Annotated in this window: 20 protein-coding genes and 1 pseudogene; 10 read left to right on the top strand and 11 right to left on the bottom strand. The window is 60.6% G+C overall.

What is annotated here, in order from left to right:
• Positions 1-39: 39 nt before the first annotated feature.
• Positions 40-1,734 (bottom strand): acyl-CoA dehydrogenase family protein, encoded by a 1,695-nt coding sequence (locus EV688_RS16520; RefSeq protein WP_117319622.1) that lies wholly within the window; start codon positions 1,732-1,734, stop codon positions 40-42.
• Between the two features lie 88 nt (positions 1,735-1,822).
• Between EV688_RS16520 and EV688_RS16515 the strand changes: the two genes are divergently transcribed.
• The 3 genes from EV688_RS16515 (at position 1,823) to EV688_RS16505 (ending at position 3,697) form a co-directional block, all read left to right on the top strand.
• Positions 1,823-2,200 carry a hypothetical protein gene (locus EV688_RS16515; RefSeq protein WP_117319621.1) on the top strand — a complete coding sequence of 126 codons (378 nt, stop codon included), beginning with the start codon at positions 1,823-1,825 and terminating at the stop codon, positions 2,198-2,200.
• A 97-nt stretch (positions 2,201-2,297) separates the two neighbouring features.
• A complete protein-coding gene (locus EV688_RS16510; RefSeq protein ID WP_117319620.1) occupies positions 2,298-2,882 on the top strand; it encodes an NnrU family protein in 585 nt (194 codons plus the stop codon).
• An 8-nt stretch (positions 2,883-2,890) separates the two neighbouring features.
• The gene (locus tag EV688_RS16505) at positions 2,891-3,697 is read left to right on the top strand and encodes a transporter substrate-binding domain-containing protein (RefSeq protein ID WP_117319619.1); all 807 of its coding nucleotides are present in this window, start codon (positions 2,891-2,893) and stop codon (positions 3,695-3,697) included.
• 38 nt (positions 3,698-3,735) lie between these two features.
• On the opposite strand, the gene EV688_RS16500 is transcribed toward EV688_RS16505, so the two are convergent.
• From EV688_RS16500 to EV688_RS16475, 6 genes are read right to left on the bottom strand one after another with little or no spacing between them, the layout of a single operon-like run.
• Positions 3,736-4,818, bottom strand: a complete 1,083-nt coding sequence (locus EV688_RS16500; protein WP_162884010.1) for a DUF2855 family protein — start codon at positions 4,816-4,818, stop codon at positions 3,736-3,738.
• A 25-nt stretch (positions 4,819-4,843) separates the two neighbouring features.
• A complete protein-coding gene (locus EV688_RS16495) occupies positions 4,844-5,917 on the bottom strand; it encodes an MBL fold metallo-hydrolase (RefSeq protein ID WP_117319626.1) in 1,074 nt (357 codons plus the stop codon).
• A gap of 4 nt (positions 5,918-5,921) precedes the next feature.
• Positions 5,922-8,615: a cation-translocating P-type ATPase gene (locus EV688_RS16490; RefSeq protein WP_117319617.1), complete on the bottom strand. Its 2,694-nt coding sequence runs from the start codon at positions 8,613-8,615 to the stop codon at positions 5,922-5,924.
• A gap of 26 nt (positions 8,616-8,641) precedes the next feature.
• Entirely contained in the window at positions 8,642-9,739 is a 1,098-nt protein-coding gene (locus EV688_RS16485; RefSeq protein WP_117319616.1) for an ABC transporter substrate-binding protein, read from the bottom strand.
• A 5-nt stretch (positions 9,740-9,744) separates the two neighbouring features.
• Complete coding sequence (locus EV688_RS16480; protein WP_131917710.1) at positions 9,745-11,112, bottom strand: porin family protein; 1,368 nt, start codon at positions 11,110-11,112, stop codon at positions 9,745-9,747.
• 15 nt (positions 11,113-11,127) lie between these two features.
• A complete protein-coding gene (locus tag EV688_RS16475) occupies positions 11,128-13,185 on the bottom strand; it encodes a BCCT family transporter (protein ID WP_117319614.1) in 2,058 nt (685 codons plus the stop codon).
• Between the two features lie 135 nt (positions 13,186-13,320).
• Between EV688_RS16475 and EV688_RS16470 the strand changes: the two genes are divergently transcribed.
• Both EV688_RS16470 and EV688_RS16465 read left to right on the top strand, forming a co-directional pair.
• Positions 13,321-15,081, top strand: coding sequence for an arylsulfatase (locus EV688_RS16470; protein ID WP_117319613.1), 1,761 nt, complete (start codon positions 13,321-13,323; stop codon positions 15,079-15,081).
• Positions 15,078-15,965, top strand: a complete 888-nt coding sequence (locus tag EV688_RS16465; RefSeq protein WP_117319612.1) for an alpha/beta fold hydrolase — start codon at positions 15,078-15,080, stop codon at positions 15,963-15,965. Before EV688_RS16470 ends, EV688_RS16465 begins: the two co-directional genes overlap by 4 nt.
• Here the strand turns inward: EV688_RS16465 and EV688_RS16460 are convergent.
• From EV688_RS16460 to EV688_RS16455, 3 genes and pseudogenes are all read right to left on the bottom strand, one after another.
• The gene (locus EV688_RS16460) at positions 15,943-17,118 is read right to left on the bottom strand and encodes a saccharopine dehydrogenase family protein (RefSeq protein ID WP_117319611.1); all 1,176 of its coding nucleotides are present in this window, start codon (positions 17,116-17,118) and stop codon (positions 15,943-15,945) included. The two genes, EV688_RS16465 and EV688_RS16460, sit on opposite strands and share 23 nt — an antisense overlap.
• Before the next feature lie 98 nt (positions 17,119-17,216).
• Positions 17,217-17,513 (bottom strand): cation:proton antiporter regulatory subunit, encoded by a 297-nt coding sequence (locus EV688_RS17775; RefSeq protein ID WP_276309909.1) that lies wholly within the window; start codon positions 17,511-17,513, stop codon positions 17,217-17,219.
• Positions 17,496-18,419 (bottom strand): annotated as a pseudogene (locus tag EV688_RS16455) (ATP-grasp domain-containing protein); the annotation flags it as partial. The gene EV688_RS17775 and the pseudogene EV688_RS16455, both read right to left, overlap by 18 nt.
• Before the next feature lie 642 nt (positions 18,420-19,061).
• On the opposite strand from EV688_RS16455, the gene EV688_RS17610 reads away from it, so the two are divergent.
• From EV688_RS17610 to EV688_RS16425, 5 genes are all read left to right on the top strand, one after another.
• Entirely contained in the window at positions 19,062-19,637 is a 576-nt protein-coding gene (locus EV688_RS17610; protein ID WP_205686741.1) for a hypothetical protein, read from the top strand.
• Entirely contained in the window at positions 19,634-20,971 is a 1,338-nt protein-coding gene (locus tag EV688_RS16440) for a relaxase/mobilization nuclease domain-containing protein (protein ID WP_117319608.1), read from the top strand. Before EV688_RS17610 ends, EV688_RS16440 begins: the two co-directional genes overlap by 4 nt.
• Positions 20,972-20,986: 15 nt before the next feature.
• A complete protein-coding gene (locus EV688_RS16435) occupies positions 20,987-22,471 on the top strand; it encodes a type IV secretory system conjugative DNA transfer family protein (RefSeq protein WP_117319607.1) in 1,485 nt (494 codons plus the stop codon).
• Complete coding sequence (locus EV688_RS16430) at positions 22,464-22,766, top strand: hypothetical protein (protein WP_117319606.1); 303 nt, start codon at positions 22,464-22,466, stop codon at positions 22,764-22,766. Before EV688_RS16435 ends, EV688_RS16430 begins: the two co-directional genes overlap by 8 nt.
• A 91-nt stretch (positions 22,767-22,857) precedes the next feature.
• On the top strand, positions 22,858-23,568 hold the full coding sequence (locus EV688_RS16425) for an uL13 family ribosomal protein (RefSeq protein ID WP_117319605.1): 711 nt from the start codon (positions 22,858-22,860) through the stop codon (positions 23,566-23,568).
• Between the two features lie 286 nt (positions 23,569-23,854).
• On the opposite strand, the gene EV688_RS16420 is transcribed toward EV688_RS16425, so the two are convergent.
• Entirely contained in the window at positions 23,855-24,445 is a 591-nt protein-coding gene (locus EV688_RS16420) for a mobile mystery protein B (RefSeq protein ID WP_117319604.1), read from the bottom strand.
• Positions 24,446-24,517 lie beyond the last annotated feature (72 nt).

Below are 24,517 nucleotides of genomic sequence, written 5' to 3'. Positions count from 1 at the left end.
GAAACACCGTGGGCAGGTTGATGGGGAAAGAGGCGCGCGTCAGTCAGCAATGTGCGGGTCCGCGCGTCGCAGCAGCGTATCCACGGCGGAATTGCAGGGCAGCGTGCCGAAGTTGCGGTCGCCACGGGAATCCAGCCGGGAGCGGATGAACGCGTCGGCAATGTCCGGCGTTGACGTCTGCAGCAGCAGCGCAGACTGCATCGTCAACGCCAGCTGATCCACAAGGGAGCGCGCGCGGTATTCGAGGGCGTCCGTGTCGCGCAGCGCCGATTTCAGCCGCTCAACCGCGGAATCCAGCAGCACATGCTGTCCGCGGGCAGCATCGATCTCGGCATACCAGGCGTCCAGGACATCGGGGCTGCGCGCGAGGGCGCGCAGCATGTCCAGCGCCTGCACGTTACCCGAGCCCTCCCAGATCGCATTGATCGGCGCGTCCCGGTATAGCCTCGCGAGAATGAAGTCCTCGATCACCCCGTTGCCGCCGAGACACTCCATGGCCTCGTAGGTCACCGTCGGCGTGCGCTTGCAGATCCAGTACTTGCCGGTAGGCAGCCCGAGGCGCAGTAACAGCCTGTCGTGCTCATTGCCAGCGGCGGACAGGCTGCTGTCGAGAGCAGCGCCCATGCGCAGCATCAGCGCGAGCGAGCCCTCAACCTCAAGCTGCAGATCCGCCAGCACATTACGCATGAGCGGCTGATCCAGCAGTCGTCGGCCAAAGGCCTCGCGGCCCGCCGCGTGGTTGACCGCCTGGGCGACGGCCTGCCTCTGACCCGCCGCAGAGCCAATCATGCAGTCAAAGCGCGTCATCGCCACCATTTCAATGATCGCCGGCACGCCGCGACCCTCGTCGCCGACCATCCAGCCCAGGGCGCCGCGCAACTCGATTTCCGAAGAGGCATTGGCGACGTTGCCCATCTTGTTTTTCAGGCGCTGCACCTGCATTGGATTCTTGCTGCCGTCCGGCCGCCAGCGCGGCACAAGAAAGCAGCTGAGTCCACCCTCCGCCTGGGCCAGCACAAGAAAGGCATCGCACATCGGGGCCGATGTGAACCACTTGTGGCCGACCAGTTCGTAATCGCCGCCGGGGCCACCACTGCCCAGCGCCCTGGCCCGGGTGGTATTGGCGCGGACATCGGAGCCGCCCTGCTTCTCAGTCATGCCCATCCCGATGGTGAGCGCCGATTTCTGCGAATAGGGGATATTGTCGGGCTGGTAATCGCAGGCCAGCACCCCTGCCAGCCAGGTGTCGGCGATTTGCGGCGTCAGTCGCAGCGTGGGTACGGCGGCAAAGGTCATGGTCAGCGGACAGCCGTGCCCTGACTCCACCTGGGCCTGCAGATAGTAGCGAGCGGCACGCGCCACGTGCGCACCCTCGCCGGGACGCGTCCAGGGATCGCTATGCAGACCCGACTGCAGACCCAGATGCATCAGTCTGTGGTAGGCGTCGTGGTAGCGCACTTCATCCACCCGATACCCCTGGCGGTCGTGACTGTGGAATTGCGGCCGGTTCTCGTTGGCAAGAAAACCCCAGTGGATAACCTCGGCACTGCCACAGCGATCACCGTGATCCGTGAGCGCATCAACCGCCCAGGCGGCACCGTAGCGCACCACGCCCTCCCGGAGCGCGCTGTCCCCGAGGTAGCTGTTGTAGTCCACCAACGGACGCGACTGATTAAGAACCTCGTGGGTCTCGGCCAGGTGATCCACCGTGAAATCGATTGTGTCCGTTTTCATTGCCACTCTCTGTCGAAGGACCTGCAGGATAGTAGCATTGCCCGCACAGGCTGCTAAAGTCGTGGTTTTTTCCAGAGAGGAATCCGCGATGATCGCACGTACCGCCCGTCTCATTCTGTGGCTTCTTGCCGCCGTCACCCTGTTCCTGGGCCTGCGCTGGGTCGTCGAGCCCGAGGCTGCCGCCGCGTCACTGGGCATGCCGCTGCTGGAAGGTCTCGCGCGCAGCACCCAGATCGGTGACATCAGCGCCTTCTTCTTCGGCATCGCGGCGATGCTCATGCTGGGTCTGCAGACGGGGCGCGACAGCTGGCTGCATGCGGCGGCGATTTTTTTCGGCCTTGCTGCCATCATGCGCACACTGGCATGGCTGCTTCATGACGCGACCTTCGCCGGCCCCCTGATCGCGGTTGAGGTCGCGCTGGCGCTGATCATACTGCTGGCGGCGAAAATGCGGCGGGCAGCATGATCTGCATTGCCACTTTCCCCCCAGGATACGCTAGACTGACCGCGCTCTACTTTGACACCACCTGCGCCCTGGCGGCGCGATCGGTCGGAGACCTCCCATGACCCTGATGATTATCGGACTGCTGATATTTCTCGGCACGCACTCCCTGAATATCTTTGCGCCGGCATGGCGAGACCGGCAAGTAGCGCAGCGCGGCGCCATTCCCTTCAAGATCGTGTACGCGCTGATTTCCATTGCCGGTCTCTGGCTGGCCATCGTGGGCTATGGTGAGATGCGTACCACCGCCGTTCCGCTGTGGAACCCGCCCGTCGGGCTGAGGCATCTGGTAGCGCTGCTCATGCTGCCTTCTTTTATTCTGCTGGTCGCCGCTTACGTGCCGGCGAACCACCTGAAGGCCCGGCTGGGTCACCCCATGCTGATGGCTGTGAAAATCTGGGCGTTCGCCCACCTGCTGGCCAATGGCCGCCTTGGTGACATCATCTTTTTTGGCGCCTTCCTGGCCTGGGCGGTTGTGCTCTATATCCGCCTGAAGAAGAAGGACCGTGCTCTCGGTACCGTCTATCCTGCAGGGCGCATGCCGGGGACAGTGGCCACGGTCATTGGCGGTGCTATCCTCTGGTTCGTCTTCGCGAGCTACCTGCACATCTACGTGGCCGGGGTATCCGCCTTCGGCGGCATGTAGCTTCTGTCATGCGTGTTCACGTGATTCCAGGATGGCAATGGTCCCACCCTGTCCTTGCCAGAACCCTTGCCATCGCCCTGGCCATGGCCTGCCTCGCACTGGTCTCGCCCCTGTCTGCACAGTCCGTACTGCGCGTGGGTATGACGCCGGGCGTCCCGCCGCTGCACTATTACAGCGAAGGACGCCTGGTCGGTGTCGATCCGGACAGTGCCAGAACCGTTGCGGAAATCCTCTCGCGGCGACTCGAAATCGTGCCGCTGCCGGCAGATCGTCTGCGCCAGGCACTGCTCGCCGGCGACATCGACGTGATCATGTCCGGGCTGGTGATCGAGGACGCGGAAAACAGCGATCTCATGTTTGCCCGGCCATACCTCCGGGCGGGGCAGATGGCGATACTGCACGATACGGCCGTGACCGGTTTCGGGCAGCCCTGGGCGGTGTATCGGGAGGACGTGCGAATTGGCGTTCGGCCTGGAAGTGCCGGATCAGCATTCGCAGAACAGGATCTGCCTGATGCGGACATCAGTCACTACACGAATAGTGAGGCGGCCTTCGCCGCACTGCGCGATCGCGAGATAGATCTGTTCATTGATGATGCCGCAACCAGCTGGAGTCTGGCGGCATCGGAGATGCAGACCGACCTCATCAGTCTGTACAGACCGCTCACCGAGGAGCACCTCGCCTGGGCGGTTGCGCCTGACAATCCCGCGCTGCTTCGGGACCTGAACCAGGCACTCAACCTGATGCGGGCAAATGGCACCCTGGATTACATTATTGATCGCTGGATTCCGGTGCAGGTCTCCGACTCGCCCTGAGCGCCTGATCGCGGCAGCGCTCACCGGCGCAAGCCGTGCTACAGCGAAAGTATCACCCCCCGGGTCGGCGGCAGGCGATTGTCCAGCAGGGCGTTCCAGGTATTGATAACCGCGTCGGGACCCCGGCTTTCCTCGATCTGTATCTGTCCGCGCATCGCCCGGGCAAGGTCCGCGCTGGCCGCCAGCGCCCGCTGCATCACCACACCCTGCCCCCACTGCGCATCGCGGCGGGCTATCTGCGCGGGCGCAAAGAAAAACGCGGGCTCTGGCCCGGGCAGGGCTTCGTCATTTCCCCCTGCCGCTTCCCAGTGCGTTGCACCCACCTTGATGCTCTGTCGCAGTTGATCGCGCATGCGGTTATGAACGGCAGCCGTCAGCGTCCTGTCTCCCGCCATATCAACGAATACAGCCGGTGTCTCGGCGGCGATGCGGTTCACGTCCCCGTAGCTGAGCACGGAATGAGCCGCATTGAGACCGGTGACAAAGTCCACGTTCGACGCGGATGTCAGCCCGCACACCGAGACATCACTGTCGCTGTCCGTATAAAGCAGACGCGCCAGACCCAGAGCGGTTTTCGAGGACGCTGAGCCAATGATGATCTGGGTAGCGGCAAAAAAATCATTGTCCCGCAGATAATCGTAAAGCAGGTAGGAAGTCGCGAACAGCGGGAACAGCAGGCTGCGCTCGTGGTGCAGATCCGCCAGCATGGGCGGGTCGGCGACCGTACGCGTGTACCCGTTATAGAGCGCGGGCAGGGCCTTCCTGTGCCCGGCGACATCCACCATCCCGTGCGCACTGACATGGCCAGGCTGTAGCAGAACGTGGCTGGACATGGGGAAGAATCCCCACAGGCGCTCACCTTCTGCAATTGCGTCGCAGCGGGACGACAGAACACGGGCGTAACCCCAAGCCGGTACCTTGCCCCAGTGTTCCTGCGCCGGGAAATAGCCCCAGTAACCGATCATGTCGCCGGACAAGGCATAGCTGACATTATTCGCCGTCAGCGCGAAGGATTCGATGGCGACCAGAATCTCGCCTTCCGCGGGTTCCGGCAGGGTAGCGTCAATTACCCGGGTCCTGCGGAAATCACCGCGGTCCACCCAGACTTCCTGTATCTTCATTCCGCGTTCTCCCCAGGCTGCATTGTCAGAAAAGTGTCTTGTTGACGATTGCCCTGCCGCCGACAGGCAGACTGATCCGTTCACCGTCGCGACCGATACGCAGGGGGCCGTCGAAGGCCTGCGCCGCATCGCCGAGAAACGCCGCATTGAAGGCATCGAGCGGAAGCGGTGGCACCGTATGGTACAGGACCAGCGCAGCCGCGCCCGCTTCGCGCGCTGCCCTGGCGGCGTCATCGGGTGTGGCGTGATAATCGAGTATATCGGTAAGGATCCTTGCAGTATTGTCACGGCCGTGACGGCGCATCGCAGCGCGCATGAGATTGAGCATCGCGGGCTGCAGCGCCTCATGCAGCATGAGATCGACACCGGAAGCGGCATCAACGAATGCCCGCTGGAAAACCGTATCACCGCTGAGGGCGACCGAGCGACCGCGGTAATCGAAACGGTAGCCGAATGCCGGGTCGACCGGGGCATGATCGACGCGAATTGCGGTAATCCGCAGATCACCGTCATCCAGAAGCGTCAGAGTGTCACGATGCTCGGGCATGGCAAGTTCGCGCGCGAGCCCACCGACGCCGTCGGGAGGCGCCACGGCCTCGCCATGGTGTCCGATACGGTAACCGCTGTCGATGTGATAGGCAGCATTGAAGCCTGCGACGACTTCCCGCGTGCCACGCGGCCCTGTCACCGACAGTGGAGCTCTGCGCCCATTGCCGCCCACCCAGTCCAGCATGATCAACTCACCGAGGGCGTCGATGTGATCCGAATGCAGATGGCTTAGCAGAACCCCTTCAAGAGCGCCGACAGGAAACCCCATGCGTGCAAGCTTGCGTGGCCCGCCGGAACCCGCGTCAACGACAAATGCACGCTGCCCTGCCAGAATGCCGACACAGGGCCCGGCGCGCCTGTCGTCGGGCATGGGTGAACCGGTGCCACACAGGAAAACATGCAATCCATCAGGCAGCGACGCTGACGTTTCACTGACGCCACGCTCGACGGCGCGGGCATACACCGCCATCCCCAGCTCGGCGCGAAACACATAGACCGCCGCCGCGGCGCCCAGGAAGAGAAAAATACCCAGCAGCGACAGCCGCCTCATAATTTCATACGCCTCTCCCGCCCAGGGCATATCGTCGCTGCAGCCACTTTCCCGATTCCATGACCAGCAGCATGAGCACGCCGACCGCCAGCACCTGTGCACCCTGCGCCACGTTCAGGGCCCTGGCATCGAACCAGACGGCGAGCCACGGCAGATAGGTGAATGCCAGCTGCAGCCCGGTAACGATCACGAGCGCCGTCCATACGGCGGGCGTACCCTTGACCCCGGTCAGGCTGAGAGAGGTGCCATAGCTGTAGCGCACGCTGAACAGATAGAAGATCTCCATGACCACTAGCGTGTTGACGGCCATCGTGCGCGCTGTCGCCTCGTCCAGACCCTGCCCCGTGGCCCACCAGAAAATCCCGAAAACGCCACTGCAGAACATCAGGGAAACAAGACCGATGCGCAGTACGAGGCTGCGGGAAAGAATGGGCGCGCCGGGCTCACGCGGCGGCCGGGACAGCGTATCCGGTTCGGTGGGTTCGAACGCCAGTGCCATGGCCAGCGCGACCGAGCTCACCATGTTGACCCAGAGAATCTGCGCTGCCGTGATCGGCAGGGTCAGGCCCAGCAGAATGGCGAGCAGCAGACTGAGCGATTCGCCACCGTTGACCGGCAACAGGAAGGCAATGATTTTCTTGAGGTTGTCATACACGGTGCGACCCGCCTCGACCGCGCCCACGATGGTGGAAAAATTGTCGTCAAGAAGCACCAGCTCCGAGGCCTCCTTGGCGGCCTCGCTTCCCGAGCGGCCCATGGCGATACCGGCATCCGCACGCTTGAGCGCCGGCGCATCGTTGACGCCGTCGCCGGTCATGGCAACAACGTAGCCCAGCTGCTGCAGTGCCGTAACCAGGCGCAGCTTGTGCTCCGGACTGGTACGTGCAAACACATCGGTTTCCCGCACGGCATCGGCGAGCGCATTATCGTCGAGCGCATCGATCTCGGCGCCGGTCAATACGCGATCCGTATGCCGCAGGCCAATCTGCGCGCCGATGGCTGCGGCCGTGCCTGCGTGATCACCGGTGATCATCTTCACATCGATGCTCGCGCGATGGCACGCGGCCACCGCCTTGATGGCCTCCGGCCGCGGCGGATCAATCAGCCCGACCAGGCCCTCGAAAACCAGTCCATCCTCCACGTCGTCCATCGCCAGCGACGTCGTCCCGGCCTCGAGGGAGCGGGATGCCAGCGCCAGCACGCGCTGCCCGCGCGAGGCGAGAGCCTCCGACCTGCCGTGCCAGTGGTCGCGATCGAAAGGCAGGGTGCTGCCATCCAGAGCCCGCATGTGAGTACAGCGATCGTAAAGTGTCTCCGGCGCGCCCTTCACGTGAATCTGAACATGATGCTCGTGATCATGGTCCAGTGTCGCCATGAAGCGATGCCGGGTGTCAAAAGGAATGGAATCGCTGCGCACCCACTCCTGCTTGGTGACGCTCGCTGTCACGCCAGCCTTGCCTGCGAACGCCAGCAGCGCACCCTCCATCGGGTCGCCCTCCACCGTCCAGACGTCATCCCGATGGTGCAGCGCGGCATCGTTGCACAGCGCCGCCACCAGAGCGAGCGACTTAAGCGCTTCCGGTTGCGACTCTCCGGGAACCTGAATGTCACCCTCAGGTCGATAGCCCTCGCCCTCGACAGCGAGTTCGGCATCTCCAATGCAGGCGGTGGCCACCATCATTTCGTTGCGCGTAAGCGTGCCGGTCTTGTCACTGCAGATAACGGATACCGAACCGAGGGTTTCGATAGCGGGCAGCCGTCTGACGATGGCCCGCCGCCTGGCCATCGTCTGAACGCCGATAGCGAGCGTGACGGTAAGGACCGCAGGCAGACCCTCCGGAATGGCCGCCACGGACAGACCCACCACCGCGGTGAAGATGTCGCCGAATGGCTGACCCTGAACCAGGTAGCCAAACGCCAGAATCACTGCGGCGAGAGTCAGTATGAACACTGTCAGCCAGCGCGAGAAGATGGCCATCTGTCGCGTCAGCGGGGTTGTGAGCGTTTCAACGCCTGCGATCATGGTACTGATGTGGCCGATCTCCGTGGCGGCACCCGTCGCCACTACCACGCCCCGTGCAGCTCCCGTTGTCACCAGCGTGCCGCTGTAAGCCATGCCGCTGCGGTCGCCGAGTGGGGCGTCGACGGCAACGCTCCCGGTCGTCTTCTCAACGGGCACGGACTCGCCGGTCAGAATCGCCTCCTGAATCGACATGCCGCGACAGCTGTGCAGACGCATGTCCGCGGGGACCTTGTCGCCGGCGTCGAGGAGAACCATGTCACCCGGAACCAGCTGATCACCGGGCACCGTCGTGCGCTTGCCATCGCGCAGTACCGCAGCCTTCGGCGCCAGCATGTGGCGAATGGCATCCATCGCCCGTTCCGCCTTGCCTTCCTGAATCACGCCGATAACGGCATTGAGAACGACGACGGCGAGAATCACCACGGTATCGACCCAGTGTCCCAGCAGCGCCGTGATGACTGCGGAAGCCAGCAGCACGTAAATCAGCAGGTTGTGGAAATGGCGCAGAAACCGCACGATAAAACCGTGACGTGCGGGCTGGGGCAGACTGTTGGGGCCCGTTTCGGCGAGACGCCGCTTTGCCTCGTCGCTGGACAGCCCCTCCGGATGCGCATCCAGTGCATCCATAACGGCATTAATGTCTTCGGCGTGCCAGGACGCCTTTGTCTTTTCCATCAACGTCTCCGTCGTGAGGTTCTTGGTCAGCGTGGCAGGTCCTTCGGCACCATGACGGGCTGCTGCAGCCAGCGCTCAAAGCGGCGGCTGATCACATCCAGATTATCCGACCACCACTGTGCATTGAGTTCGATCGCCGAGCGCAGATGCTTTTCGGATGTTGGCAGCTGTTCGCGAAGCGCGGTATCCAGCAGGAGCATGGAAGAGGCACGCGTCGGACCGTAGGGTATGTACGTCGCCTGGGCAGCAAGACTCTCGGTAGACGTGGCAAAGCGAATGAAGTCGCGCGCGAGCTCCGTGCGCCGGCCGTGCCTGGGAATGCCCCAGACATCGTAGAACCAGATCTGGCTGTCCCACAGGATACTCAGTGGCTCGCCGCGGGCAACAGCGTCGTGGATACGACCGCTGTAGACCGCTGTCATGGCAACATTACCGGTCTCGAGAAGACGGATGGCCTCCTGACCCGTCTGCCACCACTCAATGAACGGCTTGATGCGGCTGAGTACGGCAAACGCCCTGTCGACTCCCTTGGGCGTAGACAACACATCGTAGATAGCTTCCCGGGGCACGCCATCAGCGGCAAGCGCCCACTCCAGGTTGCCCTGGGGTGTTCGTCGCAGGCCGCGCTTGCCGGGAAAGGCGGAGAGGTCAAAAAAATCGGCAATGCTCTGTGGCCCAGCGGCAGACGCCTCCCGGTTATAGGCCACCACCGTGGAGCCGACCACGTTACCCACACCACAGGGCATGAGGCTGACGCTGATAAAGTCTTTGCGGGCCGGCGTGCCGTCCGGGGCATCCGGGAGCAGGTCGGGATCGATGGTTTCCAGCAACCCCTCGTCACAGGCGCGAATCGCATCGAACAGCTCCAGGTCGACAACGTCCCAGCTCACATTCCAGGAGCGCACCTGGCGCCGGACCTCGTCGATACCGCCACTGTATTCAATGACGTTGACGCGGACATCCCTGAGTTCCTCGAACGCGCGGATGAAGCCGAGTATCTGGCTCTTGACGTACGCCCCGTCCCAGGAAACGACGTTGAGCACCTCTCGCTCTGCCGAGGCCGGGGCCACCGGCAGCGAGAGCAGGATTGTCACTGCAGCGAGTCGAATGACAGGTGCGATCATCCGTCTCACCAGTAGTAGCCAATATTCACGTTAAACCGCCCGCGCCATTTATCGTCTCCACCGGCTCCCATGGACCCGTTGCCGAAAAACGCCATGTTCCTGGCAAGGATGTAATCGACATAGGTGAACAGCGGCCCGCTGCCAATGGCGCATCCCAGGGTATTTATCTGCGAATCCACGCTGTCGTCAATGCCCTTGTAAAGCCGGGAATAGTCGTTATAGCAGGTCAACTGGTCGATGAAGCTGGCCGGCGACTCAAAATTATAGGCTACATTCGCGACCAGGATATCCGCCTCACTGGCAATATCATAAGTGCCGGCAAACGCGCCCACGCGCATGACATCGCTGCTGACACCCACGGGGTTCGCGGGGTTGTACTGATACCTCACACCCTGCAGCTGCAGGTTCCAGCGCCCGCACCGGCTGTCGAGATGCACGGCCCCCGCCCAGTGGTCACCCCGCCGGTTTGTCGCGTTGTTGTAGAGCTCGGACACCTTGGCCGAACTGCCGACCTCGGTCTCACAGCCAGTTCCTGCGCCCAGCGTATAGGCGAGTCGCGCATGGAACTGGTTGGCCTCCTCGTTCTGCTGTTCGCCGCCGCGCAGCACGTCGATGGAGAAACGACCCGGATCGGTGGCATCGTTCAGGGGTTCATTCTTGTAAAACGCCACCTGGGAGGACCAGGGACCGTCCTCGCGGACATACTTGATGCCCATGTCGTAGTGATCCGCAAGGCCCGTATAGAAGGGAACCCCAAACCAGGCGTTGTGCGACGCGTAGGGCAAAAGACCGAAGGGCACCTGACTGATGCCCACCTGTAGCTGGCTGTCATCGGCGAACTCGTAGCCCAGCCAGCCATAACGCAGCGTCTGCATGAAGGTGTAATGGCGATATTCCGCCGAGATAATGATGTTGTTGATTTCACCGTCCACATTGAGACGGAAAATGTCGAAACCGCTCTCGCCGCGCTTGCCGTCAGAGGCATCCACAAAATCGCGGTGCACGAGGTTGTAGCGCAGCGCTCCACCCAGTTCGATACGCGCAGGCTCGGGATCCGGCGCGATCGTGACAGCGCGCTCACTGCCGGACACGGCGCTCCCCAGATCCTCTTCGATGATGCGGCCGGACTGGGACTCAACGGCCCCCCGTCCCGGCAAGGACAGTGCAGCGCGTATGTCCCCCTCGCGCGCGGGAAGGCGTGACTCAAGCTCCTGCAGGCGCTTCTCCAGTGCATCGATCCGCGCGAGCAATGCATCGACAACCTGCGCCTGCCCGTCGTCGTCGGCGGCCAGTACCCGCGGATGGGACAGAAGAGGCACCGCCAGCAGCAGAATCAGCAGGCGTGGTGGATGTTCCCATAACGACAGCTTCATCAGGGCCTGCCTCACTCACTGTACCTGGGCGGGTATCTCTTCCGGCACCAGCATGTCGTCGTGCTCCGCCATGTTCCAGGGCAGGTTCCCAGGGGAAATGTGCAGGAAGTGCAGATGCTTTTCGAACTGATCGAGAATATCGGTAATGATATCGTGCTGGTCAAAGCCGAAGATGTCATAGGACTGGCCGCCGCGCCGCAGGAAGACTTCGGCGCGGCAGTAGGTATTCTCCTGCGCCTCATCATGCACCATCTCGGGATAGGCATAATCTGGCAGGGTGTGCTCCAGAATGCGGATCTCGTAGGTGAAGTCCACCTGCCCCTCCTTGATCACCTCAAGGTAGATGCGCGCGTTCACCTCGTCCACGTGTACCTCTGCGATCCAGCCCTGCTTGGTGAGCTCTCGCTGCACACGCTGCATCGCCTTGCGCACCGTCGTCGCGATGAACTCCTCAACCTCAGCCCGGTCGGGAAACGTCACCAGGCCAAGCAGACGTCGACGCCAGAGACCGTGTCCGGACGTCCCGGAAAAACGGCTCTGAACCTCCGTCTGCAGGCTGGTGTGATGATGGCCTTCGATAATCAGCGCGCGCCACATACCCAGTGCCGCCACCAGCATGATCAGCGAGAACGGCAGCGCGCTGGCGATTGTCATGGTCTGCAGCGCGCTCAACCCACCCGCGAGCAGCAGCGCGGCGGCGACCGCGCCCTCGGCAGACGCCCAGAAAACCCGCTGCCAGGCAGGCGTATTGCTGACGCCGCCGGACGCGAGCGAATCGATCACCAGCGAACCGGAATCCGAGGACGTTACGAAAAACGTGACGATCAGTAGCACCGTGATAAAGGATACAATGGATGACAGGGGCAGCAGTTCGTAAAGCTTGAACAGTGCCACCGCATGATCGGCCTGCACGTCATCGACCAGGCTGCGGTAACCCTCGTTCATGATCAGGTTGAGCGCCGTGTCGCCAAAAATCGAGAACCAGAGAAAGGTGAAAATGGACGGCACCAGCATAACGCCCACCACAAACTGGCGGATCGTCCTGCCGCGGCTGATCTTGGCGATAAAAAGTCCGACAAAGGGCGCCCAGGCAATGGTCCAGCCAAAAATGAACAGAGTCCAGTTGCCGATCCAGTCACTGCGTGAATAGGCCTGCAGATTGAAGGTGCGCTCGACAATGTTATTCAGATAGCTGCCGGTGTTCTGCAGAAAACTTTCCAGTATGTGGATGCTCGGACCGACAATGAAGACGAACAGCATCAACGCGACTGCCAGGCACATATTGACGATCGAGAGCCGCTTAACGCCCTTGTCGAGCCCGGCGACCACGGAAAAAATGGCGAGCCCGGTAATGAGCACAATGGCAATGATCTGCACGGTGACATTGACGGGAATCTCCGGCCACAGGTAGTTGAGCCCGGCGTTGATCTGTGCCACCGAGAGGCCGAGGGTCGTGGCGATACCGAACATGGTACCGAGGATGGCAAAGACGTCGACGGTGTGGCCTATCGGCCCGTAAATGCGCTCACCAATGAGGGGATACAGGGCTGAACGGATCGACAGCGGCAGGCCGTGACGAAATGCGAAATACGCCAGCACCAGGCCCACCAGACCGTAGATCGCCCAGATGTGAAACCCCCAGTGAAAGAATGCGATCTGCATGGCCTGCCTGGCCGCATCGACCGTCTCGCCGGCACCCGCAGGAGGGGACGAGTAATGCAGCACGGGTTCCGCAACCCCGAAAAACAGCAGCGCAATGCCGTAACCGGCGGAAAAAAGCATGGCAAACCAGGCCGGAAAGCTGTACTGCGGGTCCGCGTGATCCGGCCCGAGCTTGATGTGTCCCCAGCGGGTGAAAGCAATGCTGACAATGAACACCAGAAAAAACGCCACGCACAGCATGTAGAACCAGCCGAAGGTACGGGTGATGTAGGAAAGGGTGGAGCTGAAGACCTCGCCCGCCAATACAGGATTGCTGATGGTGCCGACCACCAGCAGCACGATAACCAGCACCGCAGGCACAAAAACGGGAATGAGGATTGTGGATGTCTTTTCGCGCGGGGCGTCGGTCAACGACGGTCTCCTTGTCTGGTTTAATAAGCCATGTTTATCATGTTGCCCTTGTGATGGGGGATAATCAAACCGAGCCCCGCCACACGCTCGCCCCGTCAGGACCAGGGCCCAGGACACACGAGAGGCTTGCTTGCCATGAAACGACGCTGCCTGCAGGTCCTGTGGATACTGATCGGAAACATCCTCGTATTCACCCAAGGCACCGCACAGGAGGAGCAGCCGCCAAATATCGTTCTCATTCTGGCCGACGACGTGGCATTGATGGATTTTGGCGCCTACGGCGGCGAGGCGAGTACGCCCTCCATCGACGCTCTCGCCGCCGATGGGCTGATGTTCACACAGCATCACGCAACCCCCATGTGTGCGCCATCCAGGGCCATGCTGCTGACGGGCATGGACAACCACCTGACGGGAATGGCCACCATTCCCGAAGTTCTGCCGCCAGAGCATAAAGGGCGGCCGGGATACGCCATGTATCTGGAGGACGGCGTGAAAACGCTGGCAGATTACCTGCGCCAGCGGGGCTACCGGACACTGATGACCGGCAAATGGCATCTAGGGCATGGACCGGGACAACTTCCCGACAGCCACGGATTTGACCGATCGTTTGTTCTTGATGCCTCCGGTGCCGACAACTGGGAGCAACGACCCTACATCCCCTTTTACAGCGAGGCGCCCTGGTTTGAAGATGGCGAACCGGCAAGCCTGCCGGACAGCTTCTATTCCTCGGAATTCCTCGTTGACCGCATGATCGATTACCTCGAGGAAGGCAGCGGGAACGGCACGCCGTTTTTTTCCTATCTGGCGTTCCAGGCCATCCACATACCGGTACAGGCACCGCGGGAGTTTTCCGACAGATATCGCGGAACCTATGATGCGGGCTGGGAATCCATTCGCCACGCGCGCTGGGAGCGGGCGAAGACAATTGGCCTCATTCCCCACAGTGCCGCTCTCGCACCCATGCACCCCCTGCTTGATCCGTGGTCATCACTGGGAGACGAGCAGGCGCTGTACCGCCGTCGCATGGAGGTGAACGCCGGCATGCTGGAGGCCATGGATTACCACATCGGGCGTTTTGTCGAGCACCTGAAAGCCTCGGGCAGGTTCGATAATACGCTGTTCATCGTGACGTCGGACAACGGCCCGGAAGCGGCGAATCCCACCGATTCCGCGCTGATGCGGGCATGGCTGCAACTGGTGGGGTACGACCTGGAAACGCTGGACACCCTGGGCGAAAAGGGCAGCTACAGTTTTATCGGACCCGCCTGGGCCAGCGCCGCCGCCAGCCCCAGCGATCTGTTCAAGTTCTACAGCGGTCAGGGCGGCCTGCGCGTTCCGCTTATCCTGCGCGGTCCCGGCATTCCGCGCGGCGAATTGCGCGACGCCTTTTCCGTGCTGTCGGACGTGGTGCCAACCGTCCTCGAGATTGTGGACAATGACAGCAGCGATGACATTTACAGGAACCTTACCGGACGCAGCATGCTCCCGGTCATACGCGGTGACAGCGATCGTGTCTACCCACCCGATGCGGCAGTCGGTATTGAAACCGCCGGCAACGCCGCCCTCTTCCGCGGCGACTACAAGCTGGTGCGCAATCTGGCGCCCTTTGGTGATGGCGAATGGAAACTTCATGATCGCGTGAACGACCCGGGCGAAACGCGCGACCTCAAGGCGCAGGAACCGGAAGTCTTTGCCGCCATGCGCGCCGACTATGAACGCTATGCCGCACGCAACGGCGTACTGGAGATGCCGGAAGGCTATCAGGCGCTGGAGCAGGTCATGGCCAATTCCCTGCCGCTGCTGGCGCGTAACTACTGGTGGGTCCTGGCGCTTCCGGTCGCGGTGCTGCTGGTTCTCCTGCTGTTCCTGTCGATGCGGGCACGGTCCCGGACATGAGGCCCGAGGAATGGCACTCCCGGGGAGCACTGCGGCACCATGGCGACTACCGGCTGTTCGTGATTGACGAGGGGACGGCGGCACAGGAAACGCTGCTGCTCATTCACGGATTCCCTACCGCGAGCTGGGACTGGCACAAGATCTGGCCGACGCTGCGGCAGGACTACCGCGTTGTCGCGATGGACATGCTGGGCTTTGGCTTTTCTGACAAGCCGACGACGCATCGCTACAGCATTCACGACCAGGCCGATCGCGTCGAGCATGTCGTTAGGGATCTCGGCCTGGAGCGCTTCCACGTCCTTGCCCATGACTATGGAGACACCGTGGCCCAGGAACTGCTGGCTCGCCAGAATGCGGGCACGGGCGCGGGGCAATGGCTGTCCGCCTGTTTTCTCAACGGCGGCCTGTTCCCGGAGACGCATCGCGCGCTGATAACACAGAAACTGCTGCTCAGCCCACTCGGACCGCTGGTCAACCGGCTGTCCGGGTACAGAAGCTTCGCGCGGGCCATGGGCCGTGTCTTTGGCGCTGATACGCAGCCGGACTCACGGGAACTGAACGACTTCTGGTCGCTTATCGAGCACAACGAGGGCCGGCATGTGTTCCACAACCTGATTACCTACATGCGCGACAGGCGCCAGCATCGCGAGCGCTGGGTAGGCGCCATCCAGCACTCGAAAGTGCCGGTGGCGCTGATCAATGGTTCGGCTGACCCGGTCTCCGGAGCGCACATGGTCGCGCGATTCCGTGAACTCGAGCTGCCTCTGGACTACCTCGCTGAGCTCCCCCGCATAGGGCACTATCCGCACACGGAGGCAGCGCGGGCAGTCGTGGAACACTACCTGGCATTTCTCGAGACGATCAGTCCTCGAGCTGAAACGTGAGCCCGGCGTTCTGCCGCAGACGCGCAATGAGGGCTTCACCCATGGCAGCCGCCGGCGTCCAGATTCCACCGCCGGCGAGGGACGGATTCTCCAGCAGGCAGACTGCACTCTCGGCTATCATCTTGCTGGTGGAACCGTAGCCCGGGTCGCGATCGCCAGCAACGCTGGCTTTCAGCATCTCCCCCTGCGGTGAGGTCCCCACGAACAGGACCTCGTAATACCCGCTCTCGCGCTCTTCGGGTGAGGGGCCCTCACCGGGCTGGCGCGTGCTCTCGGCCATCGATTTATCCGCGGCGACGGCCTTCGCCATGGCCTCGCCATCTTCTCCCGGGCCGGTCAGCAGCATCTCGTCGTAGGTGAAATCCTCACCATAATCGTGGCCGAGCAGGTAATTCGAGCGATGAATGTTCTTGGTATTGATGGTCGCCATCACAAAGGGCGCCGACCAGCTGTCAAGATCCTCCTCGTGCACAGGCTTCGTACCGGGCGGCTGCTCGGGGCCGGTGAAATCCGGCGTCAGAGAGAACGGGTCCATGAGCACCTTTACCAGCTCCGGCCGCTCCGCTGCCGCTGCCATGGTCGCCTTGAAGCTGGCGAGCGTACCGCCGGAAAACGTCCCTTTCATGGCCCGCACGCGTCCACGCACGCGGGGCAGTGCGTGACCGAACTTCTGCCGCGCAGCCTGCTGCAGAAACTGCACACCGAGATCGAACGGGATGGAGTCGAAGCCGCAGGAGAAAACGATGCGAGCGCCGCTGCGGGCCGCCGCGTCGCCGTGCGCCGCAATCATCTCGTGCATCCAGGCAGGCTCACCACACAGATCCACGTAGTCTGTGCCAGCCTCGGCGCAGGCCGCCACCAGGTCGGACCCGTAGAGCTGATACGGACCTACGGTTGTCAGCACCACGGCGGTGCGCTCAACCATGGCCCGCAGCGAATCGGCACTGTCGGCATCTGCGACAACAAAGGGAACCGCGGAATCGATGCCAAGCTCATCCCGGGCGCTGGCAAGCTTGTTCTCGCTGCGACCCGCCATTGCCCAGTTGAGCGTTTCGCCGACGCCGTATCGGGTATTGAGGTAGTCGCAGACGAGCTTGCCCGTATACCCGGTAGCGCCATAGACGACGATATCGAACTCCTGATTGTCACGCATAACCTGTCTCCCTGACTGAGTTTAACGAATGCCCCGCGCATCGACCGGGCGTTGATGATCTTGCACGGGCCCACAAGTGAGCCACGCTGCCCGGCCCGCTAGGATCCGTCTGCCTGCGGCTGCTCCGCCTCCAGCTGCGACACTGCAGGCCTGCGCCGCCGCCGGGTGCGCGCCGGAATCATATCCCGCATCGCTTCCAGCTTGCCGAAGCAGAGCAGCTTGTCACCTGCCTCCAGCAGGCGATCCTTGCGCGGGTTGGGGATCACTTTCGCGCCCCGATAGAGCGTCAGCACGTTGATATCGTGCTCGGAGAGACCGGTCTGGGCAATCGTCTGATCCACGAAGTTCGAACCCTCGGGTACATAGATTTCGCTGACCCCGTAGCCCTTGCTCACGGTGAGCCTCTGTCGCACGTCAATTTCCGGGAAGTCCACCTGCGCAGCAATGTAGTCGATCACGGCACCCGCCACATCCAGCCCGGTGCAGGTTTCAATGCCCTCAAGCCCGGGTGATGAATTCACTTCCATCACCTGCGGACCATTCTTGCCCTCGAGCATGTCGACACCGGCCACGCGCAGGCCCATGATCTGCGTGCAGCGCACGGCCGTCTCCACGTAGCGTTCATCCAGCTCCACAGGCTCGGCAATACCGCCCCGATGCACATTGCTGCGAAACTCCTGCCCCTGGGCGACACGACGCATCGCCGCAATCACCCGATCGCCGACAACGAAAGCCCGGATGTCGCGTCCCTTGCTCTCGGCTACAAACTTCTGGATCAGCACGTTCTGCTTCTGGCTCTGCAGCAGCTCGATGATCGATTCCGCCTGTTTCACCGATTCCGCCAGCAGCACACCGATGCCCTGGGTTCCCTCAATCAGCTTGATGATCACAGGGGCACCACCTACCCGCTCAATGGCGGGAATAACATCTTTCTTGTCGCGCACGAAGGTGGTCCGGGGGATGCCGATATGATGGCGACTGAGTATCTGCAGACTGCGCAGCTTGTCGCGGGAATTGCTGATGCCATGGGCGGTATTCGCGCAGAACACATCCATTTCCTGGAATTGTCTGACCACGGCCGTTCCGTAATAGGTAATTGAGGCGCCGATGCGCGGGAGCACGGCGTCATAGCTGCTGAGATGCTTCTGACGGTAGAAGAGATCTGGGGAGCCCTGATCCAGATCGATGGCGAATTTCAGCGTATTGAGCACCTTGACGCGATGGTCGCGCTGCAACGCAGCCTCTTTCAACCGACGGGTACTGTAGGCATTCGGCGCACAGGACAGGACAGCAAGCTTCATACAGAGTCTCCACAGGAAATACGCAGCTCGGGAGTGGCAGGGATAACATCAATATCCGTTGATGCTTGAGCATAACATGGTCAGCCGGTGTGACTACCCGAGGATCTGCAGCAGCGCCCTGTCTGCACTACCGGGCAACCCGCCGGACGTTTCCAGCAAGCGTGAGCGGCGTGCCCCATTGGCGAACACTGGCCTCTGTGGTATACGGTTTTGCAGGTGACCTTGAAAGTCGGGAGGGACGCGTCATGGTACTGAACTGGATTGCCGGGTCGATACAGCGAAACGGCAGGGACATCCCGTTTCACTGGTGTCTGGATCGGGGTCGGCTGATGGTGCATTGCGCCGGGGCAACAAAGCGTGCGGACAGGGCCCGCTCAGGGGCCCATGAGGTGTTGGCGGAAATTATTGCGGGAGAGCTGTACCGCAATCGATCCTGATCAGGAAAATGGCGCACCTCGAAGGAGAAACTTCGAACCGCCTCTTTGAAATTCTTTCCGACTGGAACAAGCAGCTAAGTAGCTGTGATCTCTACAAAAATCCCGAAGAGCTCCCTTTTCACGAGCCGGAGTGCCGCGCGGCAAATACAGACTGCGACGTCTCCGGTGACGGCTTTTTGCCGTCTGAGAAGACCGGGAGCGGGCCATGGATCACTTAACGCCCAGCTGGGGAAGCATAGGCTCGGACAGCCAGAACAGCAAGGACATCGGCCACGAGGGCGCACCCGCCGAACAGCATGACCATGAGACGAAGGACAAGTCCAACGGCAAACGTCCCGCTCCGTTCTCGCTGCGGCTGAGCTTTGAGGAGCGCGAGCAGCTGGAGCAGGATTCCGGGCGGCAATCCATTTCAGCCTATATCAAGTCCCGTCTGTTCGATCCGGACACCCCGATCAAGCAGGCGCGCGGCCTCAATCCCGTCAAGGATTATCAAGCCTTATCGCAAGCGCTCGGCCTGCTGGGGTCTTCGGGCTTAGCTCAACGCCTGGGCGAACTCGCCAAAGCCGCAGAAATCGGTGTGCTACCGGTCGATGACGATACCGAAAAGGCAATACGCCGTGCGTGCGACGATGTTCGGATCATGCGGCGATTCCTGCTCGCCGCCCTCGGTATTCGCGGTCCGGGCAAAGCAGCGGATGTGAATGAGAGCTGCTCCTCCTGCTTTGCGCGGGCTGTGGCTAATACGAGCACGGAACCACTGGATCAGGAGCCCTCGCCATGATCCTGAAGGCATCACAACGTGGCGGGGCGCGCGCATTAGCAAAACATCTCTTAAACGATCGTGAAAACGATCACGTTGAAGTATCTGATATCAGAGGATTTATTTCCGATGAGCTCGATGGTGCGTTGCTTGAAATCGAAGCGGCGGCCAAGGGCACGAAGTGCAGGCAATACATGTTCTCGGTCAGCCTCTCACCGCCGGAGTCGGAGAATGTCCGGCCCGAGGTGTTTGAGCTGGCGGCTGAGAAGATCGAAGAGCAGCTCGGCTTATCCGGCCAGCCCCGCGCTCTGGTCTTTCACGAAAAACACGGGCGGCGACACGCTCACTGTGTCTGGAGCCGGATCGACCCGCAAAACATGCGGGCGATTAATCTTTCCTTTTACAAGCGCAAGCTCAATGAGCTATCGCGCTCTCTGTTCCTCGATCACGGCTGGAACCTGCCGGACGGCTTCAAGCGCGGCCAGGAACGCAGCCCGATCACCTTCACGCTGGCCGAATGGCAGCAAGCGAAGCGGACAGGGAAAAAGGCGGCGGATATCAAGGCGACCTTCCAGGAATGCTGGAACAAAGCTAAAGACAGAGCCGGTTTCCAGCAAGCGCTGGAAAACCATGGCTATTTTCTTGCCAAGGGAGACCGACGCGGCTTTGTCGCGTTGGACTTCGACGGCGAGGTCTACTCGATCACACGCATGACCGAGGCCAGGACCAAAGCAGTGAAGGAGCGGCTGGGCGATCCCGGCGATTTGGCTTCAGTTACCGAGACCAAGCAACGCATGGCTTGGATCTATGAGCAAGCACTGAAACGCCACGTCGATACCTTGCGTGAACAGACAAAACAACGATTGCAGCCGGTGCAAGCCCGGCAGAGCGCGCTCAGAACGCAGCACCGACACGAGCGCCGGGCGCTGCGCGACAGCCAGCGGGAGCGCTGGGACCAGGAAAGTATCGAACGCCAGGCACGTTTCTCCAAAGGCCTACTGGGTGTGTGGGACTGGCTGCGCGGACGCCATAAGGCGGTCCGCAAGAAAAATGAGATGGAGATTACATTCAAGCGAGATCGAGACCGCACTGAGTTCCAGCAGCTTATCCAGTCGCAGCTCGAAGCCCGACAAGCGCTTCAGCAAGAGCTGGAGAAAATTCGGGAGCAACACAGCCAGAGCCTGGAACAACTCTACACGGACCTGGCTCGCACGCAACAAATGGCACGGGCGCAGGACGGGCGCGAGCAAACGTTCGCACCGAAGCGCAGCCGCCAGCGAAACGAGGAGCGTCCCCGCCACCGTGGCTCGGACGCCGGGCGAAGCCGCAGCCGCGAACGAACCCTGGAGCCCTGAACAAGGTGACCTATCATGAAAAAAGATGAATTGTTGAGTGGTTTCACGCCACCGCGCGGATTCCACGGCGTGCTGGAGGTTGACCCTCTGGCGACATCGCGATGGCAATATGCCGATGCGATTGCTCATGCGATGCCCTTTGACCCGAAGGAGCCCGGATCGATTTTCCTGGGCTATCTACCCGGCAAACGCGGGAATACCTATCTGGGAGTGCCAATCGACGACCGTCACGGTGTCACGATTGCCGGGGCACGCGCTGGCAAGGGCGCGAGCTTTATTATCCCCAATCTGCTGTTTTATCCCGGCTCGGTGATTGCGAACGATCCTAAAGGTGAGCTCGCTCGCGTGACCGCCCGCCGCAGGCGGGAGCTTGGTCAGAAGGTCGCGATTCTCGATCCGTTTCTGGACTGCGGACTGCCGGAATCAAGCCTCGCTGCCTTCAACCCCCTGGATATCGTGGATGCACGCGATGAAAACGCGGTCGATGAGGCCGGGCTGCTCGCTGATGCTCTGATCGTCCAGGAGCAAGGCAGCGGCAAACACTGGACAACCTCCGCCCGGAACTTCCTGCACGGCGTGATTTTGCACGTTGCGCTTCGCTGTATCGGCTCCGAGCGGACCTTGCCCCATGTTCGAAGCCTGATCGCCTGCGATGAAAACGGCCTGTTCGGCGAAGGCGGACTCATCGATCAGATGGTCGAGACTGGCGGACTGTGTGCACAGGCCGCTAACAGTCTCGCCGCCAAGGCGGACAATGAGCGCTCTTCGGTCCTCTCAACGGCGCTGGAGCAAACCGCTTTCCTCGCCAGCCCGGCCATGGCGCGGGGCCTGGGGCAATCGACCTTTGATATCGACGACCTGAAGCGCTCCAGTACCGGCCTCACGGTTTATTTATGTCTTCCCGCCCGACGACTGGGAACGCACAGCCGCTTTCTGCGACTACTGTTCACTGTCGCAATCGCCCGGATGGAGGCAGTGCCGAACATTTCGGCGACGCAACCGACACCGAGCGGCTGGCCGGTGCTGTTCCTGCTTGATGAATTTCCGGCCCTCGGGCATCTCGACGTCATCGAACGCGCCGCCGGGCTGATGGCCGGGTACGGCGTCAAGCTCTGGACAGTTCTTCAGGACTTAAACCAGCTGCGTCGGGACTACCCGAAAAGCTGGGAGACCTTCCTTGGCAATACAGGGCTTATCCAGAATTTCGGGAGCACGGACGAGACAACCTGCGCCTATATCTCAAAGCTGTGTGGCGAGACGGAGACCTTATCACCGTCCTTGCCCGAGCTCAGCGAACGCGAGCGCGGAGCAGGAAAATACGGTCTGAACACGTCCGTGACCGTCGCACCGTTGCTCCGGCCTGACGAGGTCCGGCGCTATTTTGCACGAGACACCGGGCGGCAACTGATCTCTATTCCCGGCCATCAGCCGATTGCGATACAGCGCGCGGCTTACTTTGATCCCACACATGAAAAGTTCTTCGGAGGTAAATATGACTGATCGAGCCCTTGAGATTACCGAAATGGGTATTCGTTCGCTCTTCCAGGCCATCTGGTTCGCGGCATTGTCTGCCATCTGCATTTGGTGGGGCTGGCCTTTCTGGGAATGGGGCCTTGCTGGTTTTCCCGAACACTTGATGCCCGAGGGATGGCAACTGCTCGCCTACGCCCTCACCGCGTTCCTGGGCGTCGGCTTTGGCTTGCGCGCTTTCGGCGCGTTTTTCCTCCAACTCATGCCGTTTTTGCTGGCGCGCCTGCTGCAGCCCAAGCCAGCGCGGATAAAACGCCGGAGTTGATTCTTAACACGCAGTCTCCCATATTGATGAGCAAGTACCGTCTATCGTACCCTCTTCTAAAGCTTAAACGTTCTGATAGGCCTCGAGCAGTGTGAAAAAGCGTTTAAAAAAGGTGGACAGGCTTAAAAAAGTGAAGAAGAGGAAAGTTGTTGACGCCTCTGGTCTTTCCATAGATCGCTTAGCAAACTTGGTTGCTGTACAACTCTTTAACGACGACAATCTCCAATCGCGACCAAGTTCAGAAAGCCATGAACGAATCGTAATCGTTAATGTCGATAGGATGCTATTACCTGAAAGTAAAATGGTCGCAATCGACACTCGCTTAGCAGACTATAGGAGCCAATTGTATTTAGGTAGAACACAAGCCCTTGCGAAAAAGAGTTTTTTAACTTACGTTGAAAAATCAGTAAAAACTCAGTTGCTGAGAGAGGGATTACCCGCTCATCGACTTAGAAGCTTATTTTTGCAGTCTGGGCCCTTAAAAACGCGACGAGGCAAAGGCCGCCAAAAATCGATATCCAATGAACCGGACCAAAAAACAGTGGAAAAAAACATGGCGTTTAACGAAGAGAGTAGGAAGCAAATCAAAGACGTCGTTGATGAGTCGATTTCCGAAAGCGTGCTCTCTACAAATGGAGATTTACGTAATGAGTTTAATAGAGTCGATATCAGCTTAGCGGCTATTTTGGCAATGGTCCAAAATAGCGGAACGGATAAACCATCACCGACTATTGATGAGATCGAGAAAGCTCAGAAAAAACTACAACAATGGACTGACGCTCTTAGTGCAAAAAATGGGTAGTTCGGATTCAAAGCCGCTTTCTGTTGCTGACATCCAAAAATTCTCGCAAGAAAACGGTAAGCTTTATTTTGAGGGCAAGCGAGTCGTGCTTCGTGGCCCTATACCCTGGATGCCGATTGGAGTGGTAGCTGCCGTCCTATCTGCACTTGCCCTGACAATCAACCTAGTCTTAACCAACTTAACAAGCTCTGGTACTTCTAAAGCGAGAGCTGAAGTGCAATCAGTTAAATCAGAAACAAAACAATAGTTCACATTCTCTGGCTTCTGCTCAGCCCGGCCGGAGCAGTTATCTCGCGCCCACAAATGCCAACAAAAGGCTAAAATCGCCGCTATCGGCGGCGCGGAGGGCGGCAATGTAGTCGTTGCGACGGTCATTGTCAGCTTGCAGGTCAAAGCCGCTGGCCCATTCGACCGGCGGGTGGCGATATACCTCTTCGAGCAAGATATCGGCGGCGATGCGCGCATGGCGGCCATTGCCATTCGGGAATGGGTGAATCTGCACCATGCGGTGATGAAAGCGCGCTGCGGCTTCAAGCGGTGGGAAAACACTATGCTCTGCCTGATAACGGGCATCACCGAGTAAAACGCGAAGCTGTACGGAAATCTGGAAAGGATCGATGCCGATATTCTTCTCGGTCAACCGATATTCACCTGCCCAGGTCCAGACATCGCCGAACAGTTTCTTGTGTAGCGTGCGGATAAACGCATCATCAAAAATAGAACCGCCGCGTCGCCGCGAAACCCAAGCTAGCCCTTGTTCGATGTTAGCCTGCTCCAGCTCATCAAGCTCTGCCCGGGTCGTGATATGCCCGAATTTAAGGCCTTGTTTTTCATCTGGATCGAGCGGCGTCGCGCCTTCCGGTTCGTCAAACGTCATTTAACGTCCCAGAAATCCGGTGGCATATCACGTACCAGCTCATCGGCCAGCGCCTCGATCCGCTCCTTTGTT

The sequence above is a fragment of the Chromatocurvus halotolerans genome (assembly GCF_004340525.1).
Classification (GTDB): Bacteria; Pseudomonadota; Gammaproteobacteria; order Pseudomonadales; family Halieaceae; genus Chromatocurvus; species Chromatocurvus halotolerans.
This window is presented reverse-complemented; position numbering and strand designations above follow the sequence as displayed.